Origin of the sequence: Acinetobacter sp. TTH0-4, from assembly GCF_015602665.1 — a bacterium.
In the GTDB taxonomy this organism is placed as follows: Bacteria; Pseudomonadota; Gammaproteobacteria; order Pseudomonadales; family Moraxellaceae; genus Acinetobacter; species Acinetobacter albensis.
Genome location: NZ_CP059079.1, coordinates 345,649 through 363,366 on the forward strand (window position 1 = coordinate 345,649; position 17,718 = coordinate 363,366).

Annotated in this window: 13 protein-coding genes; 5 read left to right on the forward strand and 8 right to left on the reverse strand. The window is 39.6% G+C overall.

The genetic code is table 11. From position 1 onward, the window contains the following. Positions 1-26: 26 nt before the first annotated feature. The gene (gene crcB, locus H0S58_RS01600; RefSeq protein ID WP_053579469.1) at positions 27-407 is read left to right on the forward strand and encodes a fluoride efflux transporter CrcB; all 381 of its coding nucleotides are present in this window, start codon (positions 27-29) and stop codon (positions 405-407) included. 117 nt (positions 408-524) lie between these two features. Here crcB and H0S58_RS01605 read toward each other — a convergent pair whose 3' ends face one another. The 4 genes from H0S58_RS01605 to H0S58_RS01620 all read right to left on the reverse strand — a co-directional run bounded on the left by H0S58_RS01605 (position 525) and on the right by H0S58_RS01620 (position 4,509). Next, a complete protein-coding gene (locus H0S58_RS01605; protein WP_053579470.1) occupies positions 525-779 on the reverse strand; it encodes a type B 50S ribosomal protein L31 in 255 nt (84 codons plus the stop codon). A 100-nt stretch (positions 780-879) separates the two neighbouring features. Further along, positions 880-2,175 (reverse strand): ABC1 kinase family protein, encoded by a 1,296-nt coding sequence (locus H0S58_RS01610; protein ID WP_193889560.1) that lies wholly within the window; start codon positions 2,173-2,175, stop codon positions 880-882. Positions 2,176-2,644: 469 nt separating this feature from the next. Next, positions 2,645-4,009, reverse strand: a complete 1,365-nt coding sequence (locus H0S58_RS01615) for an MATE family efflux transporter (protein WP_193889562.1) — start codon at positions 4,007-4,009, stop codon at positions 2,645-2,647. Positions 4,010-4,047: 38 nt separating this feature from the next. Beyond that, positions 4,048-4,509, reverse strand: coding sequence for a DMT family transporter (locus H0S58_RS01620; RefSeq protein ID WP_053579473.1), 462 nt, complete (start codon positions 4,507-4,509; stop codon positions 4,048-4,050). A 124-nt stretch (positions 4,510-4,633) separates the two neighbouring features. Between H0S58_RS01620 and hemW the strand changes: the two genes are divergently transcribed. Next, positions 4,634-5,788: a radical SAM family heme chaperone HemW gene (hemW, locus tag H0S58_RS01625; RefSeq protein ID WP_053579474.1), complete on the forward strand. Its 1,155-nt coding sequence runs from the start codon at positions 4,634-4,636 to the stop codon at positions 5,786-5,788. 341 nt (positions 5,789-6,129) lie between these two features. On the opposite strand, the gene H0S58_RS01630 is transcribed toward hemW, so the two are convergent. From H0S58_RS01630 to ribA, 4 genes are all read right to left on the reverse strand, one after another. Beyond that, a complete protein-coding gene (locus H0S58_RS01630; protein WP_053579475.1) occupies positions 6,130-7,953 on the reverse strand; it encodes an acyl-CoA dehydrogenase C-terminal domain-containing protein in 1,824 nt (607 codons plus the stop codon). 607 nt (positions 7,954-8,560) lie between these two features. Next, entirely contained in the window at positions 8,561-9,349 is a 789-nt protein-coding gene (aroE, locus tag H0S58_RS01635; protein WP_195726959.1) for a shikimate dehydrogenase, read from the reverse strand. A gap of 698 nt (positions 9,350-10,047) precedes the next feature. Next, positions 10,048-10,989 (reverse strand): oxygen-dependent coproporphyrinogen oxidase, encoded by a 942-nt coding sequence (gene hemF, locus H0S58_RS01640; protein ID WP_195726960.1) that lies wholly within the window; start codon positions 10,987-10,989, stop codon positions 10,048-10,050. Positions 10,990-11,116: 127 nt separating this feature from the next. Further along, positions 11,117-11,719 carry a GTP cyclohydrolase II gene (gene ribA / locus H0S58_RS01645; protein WP_053579479.1) on the reverse strand — a complete coding sequence of 201 codons (603 nt, stop codon included), beginning with the start codon at positions 11,717-11,719 and terminating at the stop codon, positions 11,117-11,119. Positions 11,720-12,028: 309 nt separating this feature from the next. Between ribA and dxs the strand changes: the two genes are divergently transcribed. The 3 genes from dxs (at position 12,029) to H0S58_RS01660 (ending at position 17,670) form a co-directional block, all read left to right on the forward strand. Continuing rightward, positions 12,029-13,939, forward strand: coding sequence for a 1-deoxy-D-xylulose-5-phosphate synthase (dxs, locus tag H0S58_RS01650; protein WP_193889579.1), 1,911 nt, complete (start codon positions 12,029-12,031; stop codon positions 13,937-13,939). 112 nt (positions 13,940-14,051) lie between these two features. After that, positions 14,052-14,882, forward strand: coding sequence for an inositol monophosphatase family protein (locus tag H0S58_RS01655; protein WP_195726961.1), 831 nt, complete (start codon positions 14,052-14,054; stop codon positions 14,880-14,882). 835 nt (positions 14,883-15,717) lie between these two features. Next, positions 15,718-17,670 (forward strand): DEAD/DEAH box helicase, encoded by a 1,953-nt coding sequence (locus H0S58_RS01660; RefSeq protein WP_053579482.1) that lies wholly within the window; start codon positions 15,718-15,720, stop codon positions 17,668-17,670. Positions 17,671-17,718: the final 48 nt, after the last annotated feature.

Here is a 17,718-nt window from a genome sequence, read left to right on the forward strand (position 1 = left end):
ATAAAACATTCAATAGGAAAAAATAAATGAGCTGGCTATGGGTGGCTTTAGGAGGTGCAATTGGCGCAAGTCTTCGCTATGGCACAGGTGTATTTTTAATAAAGCCGAACAGTTTATTTCCGTGGGCAACTTGGAGTATTAATATTTTAGGCTGCTTATTGGCGGGCATTTTTTTTGCCTATAGTCAAAAATTTCCCATTTTACAAAATGAAGCACGCCTATTTTTAATGGTCGGTATTTTGGGGGGCTTTACGACATTTTCAAGTTTTGGTCTGGAGACTTTTCAGTTATTAAAACATGGACAGGCGAGTTTGGCTTTTGGCTATGCTCTTTCAAGTGTAGTGGTCGGGATCCTCTTTTTAGCAGCTGGCTTTTATTTATTTGAATGGATTTTAAATAGCAAATAAACACTAGAACCATAGCTTTTATGAATTTAAAGATAAAAAAAGAAGCCTAAGTGGAGGAGGAGGCTTAGGCTTCTGAGTAATTAAAAAATAACAACTGAAACTTAATTGAATATTAACTTATTGTGAGCGTTTGAAACGTGAAAAACGCTTATTGAAATTGGCCACACGACCTTCATTACTGGTCTGACGTTGTTCACCCGTATAAAACGGATGCGAAGCGCTAGAAATATCTAAGGTGATATAGGGATACTCTTTGCCTTGATAGGTTTTGGTCTGCTGGCTGTTTAAAGTGCTGCCAATAATAAAATAGGCATCCGCATTGGTATCATGAAATAAAACCTCGCGGTATGCTGGATGGATGTTAGGGCGCATAAATAATTTCACACTAATAATTTAATATTGATATATTATAACATAACAAATTATTTATCAATCACACCCAACTATAGGGTTAGGTGATAAATCTGTTTTATTAGCGGGGTGGAACCAATTCATCAAATACATCATTCAGATTGTCATGCATTTTTAAATGAATCATATTCCAGTAATGTCCTGATACGGTGCGATTGACCATTAGGGTGTCAGGTGAGGGCTTGAACACATCCCAATATTTGAGTGATGGTTTGACTAATTCCATCCCATCATGATGTGCTGAATTTTCGGCAAAGTCATACAAAGTCGTCAGAGGGCGCATCAGGACATCTAACCATTGTTGATACAATTCAGGGGGGAATTTTCCTTGTTCTGAAATGGCATGTAGTGCATCGAGTTGTTGTTCTATACCCACTATATTGCCTTCACGTGCACACTGAATTAAATCTTTAAAATGTTGTAAGGTTGCACTGGATAATGTTTTTACGCCACCATAATCATAAATAATGACATAGCCATCTTCACGAAACGCAAAATTGCCCGGATGTGGATCGCAATGGAAACGTTTTAAATAAAAAATTTCCTGCCCAATTGCCCTAAATAAACGTCGTCCCAGTTCATTACGCATGTCTTGCGACCAAGTACTGGCCGTTTCAATACTCTCGCCTTGTTCTAAGCTCAGAGTTAAAATATGGCGAGAAGAATAGTCTTTATAGACTTGTGGAATAATAATTTTACTGTCTAAGGTTTGATGGAAAGTACGCGCTATTTCTAAATTCTGTGCTTCAATTTCATAGTTTAATTCATTGTCTAAACTTTCTTGAATTTCTTTAAATAATTGATCTTGTAATTTGCGATCAATTTTTAAAACACCCATAAGACGTAAAGCCAACCGCACCTGTTTAAGGTCGCTTTCACAGGCTTCATCTACGCCCGGATATTGTACTTTAACCACGACTTGTTGCCCATTTGGCAAAGTCGCTTTATGTACCTGACCAATAGAGGCCGCAGCAAAGGGTTGTTCTTCAAAATCTTTAAAGATTTGATGAAGAGGCTTACCGAGTTCTTTTTCAACTTGCGCTTTAATATCGGCAAAAGGCATGGCAGGTGCTTGACGTTGCAATTTACTGATTGCACGTGCAACTTCTGGTGGAAAAATATCTTTATATTGTGAGGCAATTTGCCCCACTTTCATGACTGCCCCTTTCATTTCTCCCAAAGTATCTGCAACCTTTAAACCAATCTCTTGAAAAAGTTGACTACGGGCGGCATTTTTTGTGTCTTCATCGGCGTTAAAGTTTTTAATTGAATTTGACACCGTTTTAGTTGCGATACTGGCCGTCATGCTGGCCAGTTTCATAAAACGACGACCGGGTGTGCGAGCCGTTTTTGCCATGCGCTATACCTTGAGATCATCATAAATGGGGTGTAATGATCATAGGCGGTAAAACTTAAATTGCATATATTAAAATGTTAAGGCTTTGTTGGTGTCTGGATATACTGAGCAGAATGAACATGGATTTTACCTAGACCTACTTTATTTTTTATAGGATCAAGGTGATGTGTTTTGAGTGAGGCGTAGAATAATTTTTTGAATCTCAACAAGCTTAATACTTTAAGCCTTGCTGCAAAATCAATGGATACTCATGAATCAGATTAAATCATTGTTTGAATGTAATTTTCAAAAAGTAGCAGTGCATGAGTTTTATGACAGGAATGAAATTCACCTGTATTTGGGTAAGGCTAAAAAAACGAGTTGTATTCAAACAACCGCTCGATAATTTCAGTGCCAAGGCGGCATTTTTTGCCGCCTACATGATGCTTAATTTTAGAGATAAACAGCGCGTTAACAGGTTTATATTGACTTAGGAATGCTGCTGCATTAAGCGCTGGTTATTCATATATAAACGTCTAAGCAATAATATACAGGCCACTGTTAAACCCACAATTAAGCCGACCCAGACACCTGCTGCCTTCATTTCGGTAAAGCGGGCTAGATAAATTCCGACTGGAAAAGCAATCACCCAATAGGCAAGCATGGTAATCCACATGGGCCCTTTAGTATCTTGCATACCCCGTAAACAACCTGCGGCACTGACTTGCCAAGCATCCATCAGTTGATAAGCAATTGCAAATAAAATCAAATACATCGCTACTTGTGTGACTTCAATATCGGAGGTATAAATCGATACGATTTCTGCGCGAAACAGCCACATTAAAGCCATAGTCATTAAAGCGAAAACTGTGCCTGTCATTAAACCTAAAAATTGAACTTTGCGCATGGCCTGCCAGTTTTGTTCGCCATAATAGGTGCCAGTACGAATAGTCAGTGCAATGGCCAGTGACATTGGAATCATGAACAGTTGCGATGTGACTGAAATGGCAATTTGATGGGCAGCCACTAAAGTTTCGCCCAGAGGACTCAACACAATTGCTGCAGTACTAAAAATACTGACTTCAAAAAATATGGCCAAACCAATCGGTAGACCTAATTGTAAAATCCGTTTCACCCAATATAAATCAATTTTTTCCCATGCCGCAAACACTTGGGTTTTACGATATGCTTTGCCTTTAAAGATATATGTGGCTAAAACCAAAAGCATAATCCATTGTAAAATGGCGGTGGCAAAGCCACAACCTGCACTTCCCAGCTCAGGAATCGGACCCCAGCCATACATAAAAATAAAGTTCAGTGGAATCAATACCAGCAGGGCAGCCAGACTTATGGCAGTCACAGGTCTTGGATAGCCCAATGCTTCGGAATAACCTCTTAATGCGGCATACATCGTCACTGCAGGCATACCAAAACCAATTGCATGTAAAAATAAGCTAGATTTCGGCAATAAGGCTGCGGGCACGCCTAAAATAGGCAATAAAAAAGGCATGACTTGTAAAATTAGACCTGCAATTACGCCTAAAATAAAAGCCACCCACAGGGATTGACGCACAATAGTCGCAATTTTTTCAGGAGTACGCGCACCATTTGCTTCAGCCACTAAGGGTGTGGTTGCAATCATGATGCCACTAAATAACAACATGATGGGAATCCATAGCCCAACACCGACCGCAATTGCAGCCAGATCAGTTGGAGAAAGGTGTCCCGCCATAATGGTATCGATTAAACCCAAACCTGCTTGGGAAAACTGTGTCACCAAAATAGGAATCATCAGATGAAAGAGTTTTTTTAATTCAAAGCGATGGGTTGTCGTTAAAGCAGTGACATTAGACACAAAAAATTCTCATTATGAATGAATAAAGGTCATGATATTTAGCGTTGCAGAGTTAAAAATACTCCAATAAAAATCACGATACTTCCTAAAAGACGTTGCCAGTGAATCGGTGTTTTTTCAGTGCCAAACCAACCAAAATGATCGAGTAACATTGACATCGAAATTTGACCAAAAATAACCACACCCGTTAGGGTCAGAAAACCAAGTTTAGGTACAGCATAAATACTTAAACTAATGGCATACACCCCTAAAAAACCACCCAGCCACAAAAACCAAGGAATTTGAATGAGGGTATTTAAAGTGGGCTTTTCTACGGATTGAAAAAACACCAGTAGGGCAAGTACTATTGTACCGACCAAAAAGGATAAAAGGGCAGCTTGCAGTGGAGAATGTAAATATTCTCTCAATTGTGTATTTAAAGCATTTTGCAAGCTCATGGCAATCCCAATACCCATCGCAAGAGGCAAGAAGAAGAGAAGTTGACTAGAAATTTTCATCATATTAAGCCATTATTCTTGTTGGATTTTTCTTAGTCTAAAACAATAACAATGAGTATTCCTTAGTGTCTTGATGCAGTCATGTTAAAATATATTTCCTGTTTCTTTGTTATTTTGAGCTTATTCCTTGGCTGAATTGAATCCTGCACTTGTTCCTTTATCTTTATATATTCATATGCCGTGGTGTGTGCGTAAATGTCCGTATTGCGACTTTAATTCGCATGCAGTACCAGATGGAAAATTATCTTTAGATTTAGAACATGAGTATTTACAGGCTTTGGTTGCAGATTTTAAGACTCAAGTGGATTTCGCTCAAGGTCGCCAGATTCACAGTGTATTTATTGGTGGTGGTACGCCGTCTTTAATTTCAGCCAAAGGTTATGTGTGGTTATTTAACCAACTTAAAAACATGATTGCTTTTGAAAATGACTGTGAAATTACCCTAGAAGCTAATCCGGGAACTGTGGAGCATGATCCTTTTGCAGGCTATCTTGCGGCAGGTATTAATCGTTTGTCGATTGGTGTGCAAAGTTTTAATACGGAGCATTTGCAAAAGTTAGGTCGTATTCATAGTAATCAGGATGCTGTGTCTGCAATTCATTTGGCGCGTGAGGCCGGTTTTAAGCGAATCAACGTCGATTTAATGCATGGCTTACCTGAACAGAGTGTAGAGCAAGCATTGTATGATTTAAAAATGGCGGTTGAACATGGCGCGACGCACGTGTCATGGTATCAATTGACCATTGAACCGAATACTGTTTTTTTCAGGACTCAACCAATTTTGCCGACTGATGATGTTCTAGAAGAGATCCAAATTCAGGGTGAAGCGTATTTAAAGGCCCATGGTTTTGTTAATTATGAAGTGTCAGCTTGGCGTAAAGAAAGACCCTCTGTACATAATTTGAATTACTGGCAGTTTGGCGATTATTTAGCGATTGGGGCAGGGGCACATGGGAAAGTGACACAGCCTAATGGTGTCTATCGTTTTCAGAAAACCCGTTTACCAAAAGACTATTTAGCCAAAGTTCCAGCAGAACATATACAGTTTAAACGAATTGAAGCTGATGAGATGCCATTTGAATTTATGATGAATGCACTGCGTTTAAACCAAGGTGTTGATGCACAACTATACGCAGAACGAACGGGTTTAAGTTTAGATCGCTTGGACGAACTTTTAAATTCTTTACGTTCACGAAAGTTGATGGTTGAAGATAAAGCTCGAATTTCATGTACTGAGCAAGGACATGTATTTTTAAATTCGGTATTGGATCATTTTTTATAAGAAAGAATAGACATTGAAAATGCTGCTGTATCCTTAAAAGTGAAGTTATTCTCGAGTGACTTCAAACTGGCACTTATGTACCACAATTTCGGTATATCCGTTTTAGTACGATTTATTCAAAACTAAACGACTTTGCCCTGCTAAAAATGATTTGAATTTTTGAGCAGATCTTTCGTGATGAAGATGTGTTTAGTCCGAATATGAGAAAAAATCATTCGGTGGGCGGCCTGATGATTACGGAAATATTGAGTTTCATGCAATGAAGATAAAACCAGTTTGAGTTAATCGATTAAATTAAAAAAGAGCGCCGAAGCGCTCTTTTTTTTATGTCTATTTATACATTAATAATCGAAACTGAAATGTTCTGCATCAAGTGACATCATGGTACGAGATGGATTAACCATGGATTCTGCATGACCTTGTGAGCGCGGTAGTAAACGCTCAAAATAAAAATCTGCCACTTTAATTTTTGCTTTGTAGAACTCAGGCGTTTCTGCACCGGTGCCAGAGGCTAATTTTTCAGAAGCAACGGCTGCTTGCTGTGCCCAGTAAAATGCCATCATTGCATAGCCTGAGAACATTAAGAAATCAACAGATGCAGAAGATACGATGTCACGGTCTTTACGTGCTGCAAGCATAATTCGAACAGTTAACGCATTCCATTGGGCACAGATTTTGGTTAAATCCCATGCAAAACGGCGCATATATTTGTTGGTAGCATGTTGCGCACAGAATCTTAAAATTTCAGCCGTATAGTCACGAACCACTTTACCTTTAGATGAAAGCAGTACTTTACGCCCAATTAAATCTAAAGCTTGGACACCCGTCGTACCTTCATATAATGTTGCAATACGTGCATCACGTGCAATTTGTTCCATACCATGTTCTTTAATATAACCATGGCCACCGAATACTTGCATGCCGTGATTTGCAGCTTCTAAACCTAACTCAGTTAAGAAACCTTTTAAAATTGGTGTGTAAAAACCAAGTTTATCATCGTAATCTTCAAATTTGGCTTGGTCACCCTGAGATAAGGCATCCGCCATTTTATCTGCAAGTTGTGCTGCATGATAAATCATGGCACGACCACCTTCAGCAATTGCTTTTTGAGTCAATAACATACGACGTACGTCAGCATGATGAATAATGGCATCTGCAACTTGTTCAGGATCTTTTTTACCTGATAAAGCACGCATAGACATACGCTCTTTAGCATAAGGTAAAGAACCTTGGAATGCCAATTCTGCGTGTGCTATTCCTTGTACCGCGGTGCCAATACGTGCGGTATTCATGAAGGTAAACATGGCATGTAGACCTTTGTTAACTTCACCAATCAAGTAACCTGTAGCAGCATCAAAGTTGAGAACAGCCGTCGCAGATGCACGGATACCCATTTTATGTTCAATTGAGCCACAGCTCACTGGATTACGCTCACCCACACCGCCATCTGCAGTTGGAAGGAACTTTGGTACAATGAACAGCGAAATACCGCGTGTTCCAGCAGGTGCGTCTGGAAGACGAGCTAGAACAATATGGATAATATTTTCAGTCAGGTCATGTTCACCTGCAGAAATAAAGATTTTTGTACCTGTGATTTTATAGGTTCCATCCGCTTGCGGTTCAGCTTTAGATTTAACTTGTCCCAAGTCTGTACCACATTGTGGCTCAGTCAAACACATGGTGCCTGACCAAGTACCTGCGGTTAGATGTGGCATATAAGTATTTTTTTGTTCATCTGTACCAAATTGCATGATGGTATTCATACAACCCATACTCAAACCTGGATACATGGTAAATGACCAGTTGGCTGTTCCCATCATTTCAGATTTAACCAAGTTAAGTGACATCGGTAAACCTTGACCACCAAACTCTTCTGGATAAGACAAACCTTGCCATCCACCTTCTACAAACTGTTTATACGCTTCTTTAAAACCTTTTGGTGTAGTGACTACGCCATTTTCAAAATGACAACCTTCTTCATCACCTGATTGATTTATCGGAGAAAGCACATTTTCACAAAAATCTGCTGCGCCTTCCAAAATCATATCTACAGTATCGGCATCAGCAGACTCACCGTTAGATAACGTTTTGTAGTGGGCAGGATAGTCAAAGACTTCATTCATTAAAAAGCGAATGTCACGTAATGGTGTTTTATAAGCTGGCATAAAATTAATCCTAATGTAGAAATAGTTTTGGATTATCTAAATCGATGATTTAATTATTCACATTGTTCATTAAAATACATTGATGATGATGCCTTATAAAAATGTCAGAAAAGCGAATCACAATAATTGTATCGGCTTTCTAAAAATATTTTTTTGACTTTAGTCGGTTGAAAATTTTTGAACCATAATGTGAATTGATTAAGCGTTAAGTCTCAATAATATAAGGCATTTAGAAAAAAATTAGGCAAATAAACGGTTTAACTTTGTATCGGTTTGGTTTGAAGCTCGTCAATCAGCTAAAACTTGTCATTAAATCCAACCAAAAATTTAATCATGCTTAACTATAGGATGGATTGAGGTATTTTATTTATGCATTTTTAAAGTAAATTATTACATAAAAATCAGATTTTCCTGAAAAATCAGGGATTAAAATATTTAAAAAAATTGATGAAATTTATCTAGAGGGTGTTGGTTGAATAGGGAATGCGAGATTAAATAAAAATATGTAGAGTTTAAAAATCAATAATTTTTGTATACGTGCGACTTAAAAAAAATATAAGTATTTAAAGGAGCTTCATATGAAGTTCCTTTTACTTAAAGCTTATAATTATAAAAAATCTTTTAAAGACGGTTTAAGGCCATTCCAAATATAAAAAGCCTCAATCGCTTGTCCGACTAACATTCCATACCCTTCCGAGGTTGGAATGCCACGGCTTTTAGCTTGATTCAAAAAGCTAGATGGTTTGCCATAGGCCATTTCATAGGCATATTTGAAATGTAAGTTCTCAGGTAAAATTAAAGCATCGCCGCTTAAGCTGGCAGAAGTAGCATTAATCACTAAATCAAAATTGCCTTTCAAATCATTTAAAGAAATTGCAGCGAGACTCGCTTCTGGCACTTTTTCTCTTAAATCGGCCACCAATTGTTCTGCACGTGCCAGAGTTCGATTGGCAATGACAATGTTTCTGACCCCAGCTTGAACCAGTGGATAAATGACCCCGCGTGTTGCACCTCCAGCACCAATGATTAAAATACTGGTATTCTCCAGTATCCAATCTAAGGCTTGAATAGCATCGACCAAGCCTTGACCATCTGTATTGTCACCATAAAGTTGTCCATCTTGCATCCATAAGGTGTTGACTGCTTTGGCGATTTGAGCACGTTCAGTTAAAACATGACATTGGGCAAAGGCTTGTTCTTTAAAAGGAATGGTTACATTCATGCCTGCTCCACCTGCAGTAAAAAAAGCCTTCATGCTGGCCTCAAAACCATCAAGTGGCGCAAGTCGTTTAGTGTAACTCAGCTCAATTCCTGTTTTTTGGGCAAAGGCTTGATGAAGTTCAGGTGAGCGTGATTGTTCGATAGGGTGCCCAATCACTGCAAATTGTTTGCTCATTTCAGAATATCCAGAGGCGGAAATGGTCATCAATATACGTGATTTTTAAACGCGGCTAAAGTCAGAATAAAGCAGAACAGGCCCTAATAAAAGCGTGCTCGGTTTTAAATTTCAATAGTGAAGTAAACATGTAGAGAGTGAATAGCAGATCTTTAAGGATTACAGATTTCGTGAACCATTTCTTCTAAAAGTACAACAGAGGTAAAAAATAAGGCAAAACTTGCGAAAATACTGAACGTAATCGATAAGCTATCTGAGAGTGTGTTTTCAGATGACAGAGTAATGGTGATTGAGCAAACGATCATGATCAGAATAGACCAGAATAAAAAGACTTTATGATTCAATATTTTATTTAGCATTACAGGCTCCATAAAACATGGTGTTTTTTAATTTATGCATGTTTTAAATTCGGGCAGGGGAACAATCGTGTCAGGCAGTCTAAACGATTTTATGAAATTTAAAGAGTGTAGTGCTGTAAGAAAATATGTCGGTTCCGTATATGGCAATAGCAAAAACCAACAAAAATAAAGAGAGAATAGCTTGATCAGGTTGTTATTTGAGCGATTAAAATGATAATCAAACGAAAATAAAAGAAGTATCCAATTTATATCCCTTTGTCACCTAGTGAAAAAGGGAAGTTTAGGATCTAACTAAATGCTTGAAAATAACCCATTTAAAAGTTATTTATTTTAAACTGCTTACTTGAGTTCATTTAACCAATCACGCGGTTTTAAATAGTCATCGACTAAACGTTTTTCAGCGGAATCTTGATCCCACGCAGGTCGATATGACCAAGCCGCAAGCGGTGGCATACTGACTAAAATAGATTCAATACGTCCACTTGTTTGTAAGCCAAACAAAGTCCCTCGATCATAAACCAAATTATATTCGACATAACGTCCACGGCGATATAGCTGGAAGTCACGCTGTGCTTGAGTATAGGTTTGATTTTGATGGCGTTGAAAAATCGGTAAAATGGCTTCTAAATAGCCATTACCTACAGCTTGTATATAGTTAAAACAGGTTTCAAAATCCCACTGATTTAAGTCATCAAAAAATAAACCGCCCACACCGCGCTGCTCATCACGATGCTTTAAATAAAAATAATCATCACACCATTTTTTATGTTCTGAATACACATTTTCGCCAAAAGGTTCACAAAGATCGTGAGCTTTTTGATGCCAAGATAAAACATCAGCATCATCGACATAAAAAGGGGTTAAGTCAAAACCACCACCAAACCACCAAATAGGCTCTTGACCTTCTGGTTGTGCAACAAATAAACGGACATTGGCATGGGATGTCGGAATATGTGGGTTTCTAGGATGAATCACCAAAGACACACCCATCGCTTGTGCTTTTGCCCCTGCTATTTGGGGATGTCGTTCTGTAGCAGACGTTGGCAACTTTGAAATATTAATGTGAGAAAACATCACCCCACCTTTTTCAATGGCAGCGCCGTTTTGCAAAACACGTGAACGACCACCACCGCCTTCAGGACGTTGCCAGTCATCAATTTCAAATTGAGCAGTACTGTTGCTCTGTAATTCTTGTTGTTCTAAAGCGGCACAAATACGTGACTGTAAATCGAGGAGAAATTCGCGAACGCGTTGAATATCAGTTGAATTTGGGTTCTGCATAGATAGCCTCTATAGCACAATTTTAAGGACTCAAACCATCAAAACATAAAGTCATAAAAAAAGTAAGGGATTTTACGCTGTCTTGTTAAAATCCTTTGCTAAATGCATCAATAAAATAATGGATCAATTAAAAATCATCTTGTTTATACATGTGCGACATGCGTTCATGTTTGGTTTTTAAATAATCGGCATTCAACGGATTTAAACCCACAGTCAGCGGTACACGGTCGACCACATCAATATCCAGTTGTTTTAATGCTTCAATTTTGGATGGATTATTGGTGATTAATTTGACTTGTTTAACTTTTAAATGTTCCAACATAATCGTACACATATCATAACTGCGTGCGTCTGCAGGCAAATTTAACATGAGGTTGGCATCAACCGTATCGTGTCCTTGATCTTGTAAAGCATAGGCCCGAATTTTATTGGTGAGACCAATGCCCCGGCCTTCTTGACGTAAATACAAAATAACGCCTTGACCAAATTCATTGATGATTTTTTGTGTGGCTTGTAACTGAGGACCACAATCACATTTGAGTGAAGCAAAGGCATCACCGGTTAAGCATTCAGAATGAATACGAACCAATACAGGACCTGTAGGCGGAGTATCTAAACCCTTAGAAAGCGCGACATGTTCTTCGCCGGTTTCTGGGTCTTGAAAAACTGTAATTTTAAATTCACCAAAAGCAGTGGGTAATCTCGATGTTGCAACAAACGCTATAGGCACTGTTTAACCCGTTAAATAGTTCATTAATGCGTTAAAGTATAGCTGAATGAGTGCCCATTGGTAGAACTGGTATGATGAAAATATGGATAAGATTTTCTTTTTTGTATAAAGCACACGATAATAGTTGATAAATAGTAAGATTATTCAGGATAATCTGAATTTATGAATAAACACCCAGTTGAGAGGATTCCTCAAAACTGCATCGCTAGAAATGTGGCTGATTTAAAGGTGATACAATTCGGTTAGATGATCGAATAACCCATTTTACCTAGCTTAGGATTTGCCAGGCTTTAGAAGGCTTTGCCATATATGTTGTATACAGAAATACCTACTCATCGCCCTATAACACCGTTGCTGGATACGATTGATCATCCGCAACAATTACGTTTACTTGAGCGCGACCAATTAGAAAAAGTGGCGGATGAGTTACGTCAGTACATTTTGTATGCAGCAGGTCAAAGTGGGGGGCATTTCGGTGCGAACTTGGGCGTTATCGAGCTAACCGTTGCTTTACATTATTGTTTTAATACTCCGCATGATCGTTTAATTTGGGATGTAGGCCATCAAGCTTACCCACATAAAGCCTTAACGGGACGTCGTGAACAACTGACCACCATCCGTGCTAAAGCGGGTTTGGCTGCCTTTCCAACACGTGAAGAATCTGTATTTGATACTTTTGGTGTAGGGCATTCTTCAACCGCTATTTCTGCAGGTTTAGGTATGGCGTTGGCACGTCGCTATTTAAACGATCCTTGTGATGTTGTCGCGATTATTGGAGATGGCGCAATGACAGCAGGCATGGCATTTGAAGCCATGAATGATGCAGTGGCACATCAAGCTGATTTAATGGTGGTACTTAATGACAATGACATGTCAATTTCATGCAGTACTGGTGGATTTGCTAAACATCTAGCTGCTATTTGGGCACGTGGTGAGTCGGTTAATATTAGTGATGCGGGTGAAGCATATATACAACCTCATCCAGAGTGGTTGTACAACTCACGCTTACATTGTGCTGCCACGGATGCAGCAGATAATTTATTTAAAGCGATTGGTTTTGATTACTTCGGTCCATTCGATGGGCATGATGTTGTACAGTTGGTGCAAGTTTTTAAAGCTTTAAAAAAGCGTAAAGGCCCACGTCTGATTCACGTTTACACCAAAAAAGGTAAAGGTTTTATCCCTGCCGAATCAGACCAAATTAAATACCATGCGATTAATAAAATTAATTCAGTGACTGCTGTGAGTACAGTACCCAAATATTCTGATGTCTTTGGGCAATGGTTATGTGATGAAGCTGCCCAAGATAAGCGACTACTTGCAATAACACCAGCGATGTGTGAAGGCTCGGGGATGGTGCAATTTTCAAAGCAATTTCCGACCCGTTTTTTTGATGTGGCTATTGCCGAACAACATGCGGTGACTTTAGCTGCGGGTATGGCTTGTGAAGGTCTAAAACCTGTTGTGGCAATTTATTCCACATTCCTGCAACGTGGTTATGATCAATTGGTGCATGACGTTGCACTACAGAATTTGGATGTCACGTTTGCCATAGATCGTGCAGGCCTTGTGGGTGAAGATGGCCCGACACATGCAGGGGCTTATGATTATGCGTTTATGCGTACTGTGCCGAACATTGTGATTATGGCGCCTAAAGATGAAAATGAATGTCGACAAATGTTACATACGGGATATTTATATAACGGCCCTGCGGCAGTACGTTACCCGCGTGGTAACGGTATCGGTGTTCAAATTCAACAACAGTTGACAGCGTTGGACCTAGGTAAAGCTGAAATCGTATTAAGTTTAAATGAACAGCACGATGAGCAAATCAGTATTCTGGCTTTTGGGAGTCGAGTCAGTGCGGCTATCGAAGCAGCTCAAGCGCTTTCATTGAGGCATGATGTTGGCGTGCGTGTGGTCAATATGCGTTTTATTAAACCTCTAGATGAAGTTTTAATTTCGCAACTTGCAGAAAGTACGAACTTATTTGTGACAGTCGAAGAGCATGCCGTGATGGCAGGTGCAGGCAGTGCAGTGAATGAATATCTCGCCCAAGCCCAAATTATTAAACCTATATTAAATTTAGGCTTAGCTGATACTTTTATGCATCAAGCCTCACATGCGCAAATGTTGGAACAGGCTGGGCTAAATGCCAAAGGTATTGAAAAATCTATAGAATTGGCTTGGTTAAAACGAGCTCAAACAGCTTCTTTGTGATGCCTTAAATTTTAGAAACATTTTTTCCCTAAAAGCCCGCATATTTGCTAAAATATGCGGGCTTTTATGCATTATTCTTTATCAGTTTCTTCAAATTTGTAGTGGGTGTTCAATGGAACCTATGGTGGTTATGGCTGCGCGTGCGGCTCAGTTAGTTGGTCAAGAGCTTTTAAAAGCGCATCAAAATCGTCATAAACTCGATCTACAAGTCGAAGAAAAAGGTATTGATGGTCCAGTAACGCGTGTAGATCGTTATTTAGAAGAATTAACAATTGCAACTCTTAAAAAAAGCTATAAAAACCACAGTTTTTTAGGTGAAGAGTTTGGCCTGCAAGAAGGCAAAGGTCATGATGCTGACTGGTGTTGGATTATCGATCCACTTGACGGGACTCTAAACTTCATTAATGGCGTACCACATTTCTGTATTTCTATTGCGGTTCAGCACAAAGGCGTGACTCAACACGGTGTGATTTATGACCCTGTGAAAGATGAGCTATTTTCTGCAAGTCGTGGTCGTGGGGCGATGATGAATCAGCGCCGTATTCGCGTAAATGTTAAAGACAGCCTAGAAAATACATTTATGGCTGTAGGTCATGCTTACCGTGCGCAACGTAACGGTGAAATTATTTCTTATGCGAAAAACCATTTTGAAACATTATTAAATATTACTGATGCCGGTTCGCAATATCGTCGTACAGGTTCTGCTGCATTAGATTTGGCTTACGTCGCTGCTGGTCGTTTCGATGGTTATTTTGAGCTTGGTTTAAAGCCTTGGGATATCGCTGCGGGTGAACTCCTCGTGAAAGAAGCAGGCGGTACAGTTGTCGATGCGCGTGGTGGTAGTGATTCAATGGAAAATGGTCAGGTCTTGGCTTGTTCAATGAAAATGCTAAAACCTTTAATGCGTGCAGTCATTCCAGCTTGGGGCGATGCCGCAAAATAAGTCAATTCAACATAGTGAAATAAAAATGCTATTTTAAATAAATGCCAGTCAGCTTTCAGCTGACTGGCATTTTCATTTTTGAATGCATCATTTGATTATTAAAATGTCATATCAAGCTCTCGAAAGTATACACTAAGACAAAAATAGTTTTTTGCGATGTAGTGATGCTGAATAACAAGAGGTGGAACGATTTGCGTTATAAAATCTCACATTTTAGTAAGTAGATGGGGGAATTGCTCAATGCTAAATAGGAAAAATTTAAATAATTGATTTTAAAAAAGTATAAGGGAGTGTATTTGGAAAGCAGATACTTCTTAGATAAGAATTCTATTTAGCATAGTTTTTTATGCGATGAACTTAAATATAGAATTTACTCACTTATCACTTATCACTTATTTTTCATAAATAGACTGAAAGAGAAAAACTTTATTTTATATAATTGAATAAAAAAATAAACTAAATTGGGTTGTAGAATAGGTGTTTACTGAAAAAAACAGTGTGGATGAAGAATTTAATCGAAAAAAATGATTACTTTTAAAAAAAGTTCTGCTATCATGCTGCCACGCACTTAAATTTCCGTTCTTTACCTGAACATTATCTTCTAATCATTGTATGCGCGTTCTGTCCATAGAGAGGACATATCCTTCGCGCCCCAATCGCTTAAGCGATTCCTTCAGGTTTGCGGCCGTAATCATGTGTGCGTTATATCCACATCGACGTTATTCGGATCGCTGCTGAATTCATATTTTTCAGCTCTATTTGCTGTACCGCTTTTTGCCGATGTCCATATTGTAATTTATTAAATGGAGCACCCAATTTAGGGTGAACACTCTCTATGAGCAAAACTTTTGCTGATTTTTCCCTCGATGAGTCTTTAACACTAGCGATCGAAGGTTTAGGTTTTACTACACCAACTCCTGTACAAGAACAAGCAATTCCAGCGGCACTTGAAGGTAAAGACCTTCTTGTATCAAGCCAAACTGGTTCTGGTAAAACAGCTGCATTCTTACTTCCTACTTTAAATGGTTTAGCGAATCAAGATACGCTTGTACCTTTTAAAGATCGTATGAAAGCGGTAACTCAACCAAATATTTTGGTGATTTCACCTACTCGCGAACTTGCACAACAAGTATGTCAAGATGCAATTGCATTAGTACGCCATATGAAAGGTGTGCGTGTTGCTGCAATCATGGGTGGTATGCCTTTTGGTAAACAAATTCAACAGTTGAAAGGTGCACAAGTAGTTGTAGCGACTCCAGGTCGTTTACTAGATCTTGTTAACCGTCGTCAAATTAAACTTGATCAAGTTGATGCGTTAATTGTCGATGAAGCTGACCGTATGCTTGATCTAGGTTTCTCTGAAGATCTAGAAGCCATTGGTGAGTTAGCGGCAAACCGTAAACAAACTTTAATGTTCTCTGCAACTTTTGCACCGCGTATTATTACGCTTGCTGAACGTATGATGAATAATCCTGTACGTATTGCGATTGAAACTGGTCACTCTACCAATACAGACATCACTCAGACTTTGCATTGGACTGATGGTTTCGAACACAAGAAAAAGTTACTTACGCATTGGTTGTCTGATGAGTCTGTAGATCAAGCTGTTGTGTTTGCTTCAACTCAAGAAGACACAGATATGTTGGCTGAAGAACTTGCTGAAGCTGGTTTATCAGTAGTTGCACTTCATGGTGCAATGCCACAAACTGTTCGTAACCGTCGTTTACGTAGTATTCGTGAAGGTCGTGCAAAAATCCTTGTTGCTACAGATGTTGCAGCTCGTGGTCTTGACGTACCAACGATTTCACACGTTATTAACTTCGGTTTACCGATGAAAAATGAAGACTATGTACACCGTATTGGTCGTACTGGTCGTGCTGGTCGTACAGGTAATGCAATTACTTTAGCGACTTATCGTGAACGCGGTAAAATTCGTGCACTTGAAGATTTCCTTGATGCACGTTTGAATGTATCTGAAATTGAAGGCCTTGAGCCATCTCCACCTCCTGCACGCGGTAGTCGTGATGGCGGCGGTCGTGGTCGTGATGGCGGTCGTGGCGGTTTCGGCGGTGGTCGTGGTCGTGATGGCGGTCGTGGCGGTTTCGGTGGTGGTCGTTCACAACGTAGCTTTGATGACAAACCACGTGGCGATCGTCCACAACGTAGTTTTGATGATAAACCACGTGGCGAACGTCCTTCTTATGGTGATGATCGTCCTAAGCGTGATTTTGGTGATCGTCCAGCGCCACGTCGTGAAGGCGGTTATGGTGATCGTCCACAACGTAGTTTTGATGATAAACCACGTGGCGAACGTCCTTCTTATGGTGATGATCGTCCTAAGCGTGATTTTGGTGATCGCCCAGCGCCACGTCGTGAAGGTGGTTATGGTGATCGTCCACAACGTTCATTTGATGACCGTCCAGCGCCACGTCGTGAAGGTGGTTTCGGTGATCGTCCACAACGTAGCTTTGGTGACAAACCGCGTTCGAATGATGACAACCGTGGTAACCGTGTAGATTACAAACCAGCTCGTGAAGGCAGTTATGCTGATCGTCCTAAGCGTGATTTTGGTGATCGTCCAGCACCACGTCGTGAAGGTGGTTTCGGTGATCGTCCACAACGTTCATTCAGTGATGACCGTCCTAAGCGTACTTTTGGTGGCGAAGATCGTCCTAAGCGTACTTTTGGCGGTGAAGATCGTCCACGTCGTAGCTTTGATGATAAACCACGTACTGAACGTCCAGCGTTTGGTGGTGAAGACCGTCCGCGTCGTAAATTTAACGATTAATTCGTTAGGTTTCGTTAAAATATAAAAAAACCGGTGGAAACACCGGTT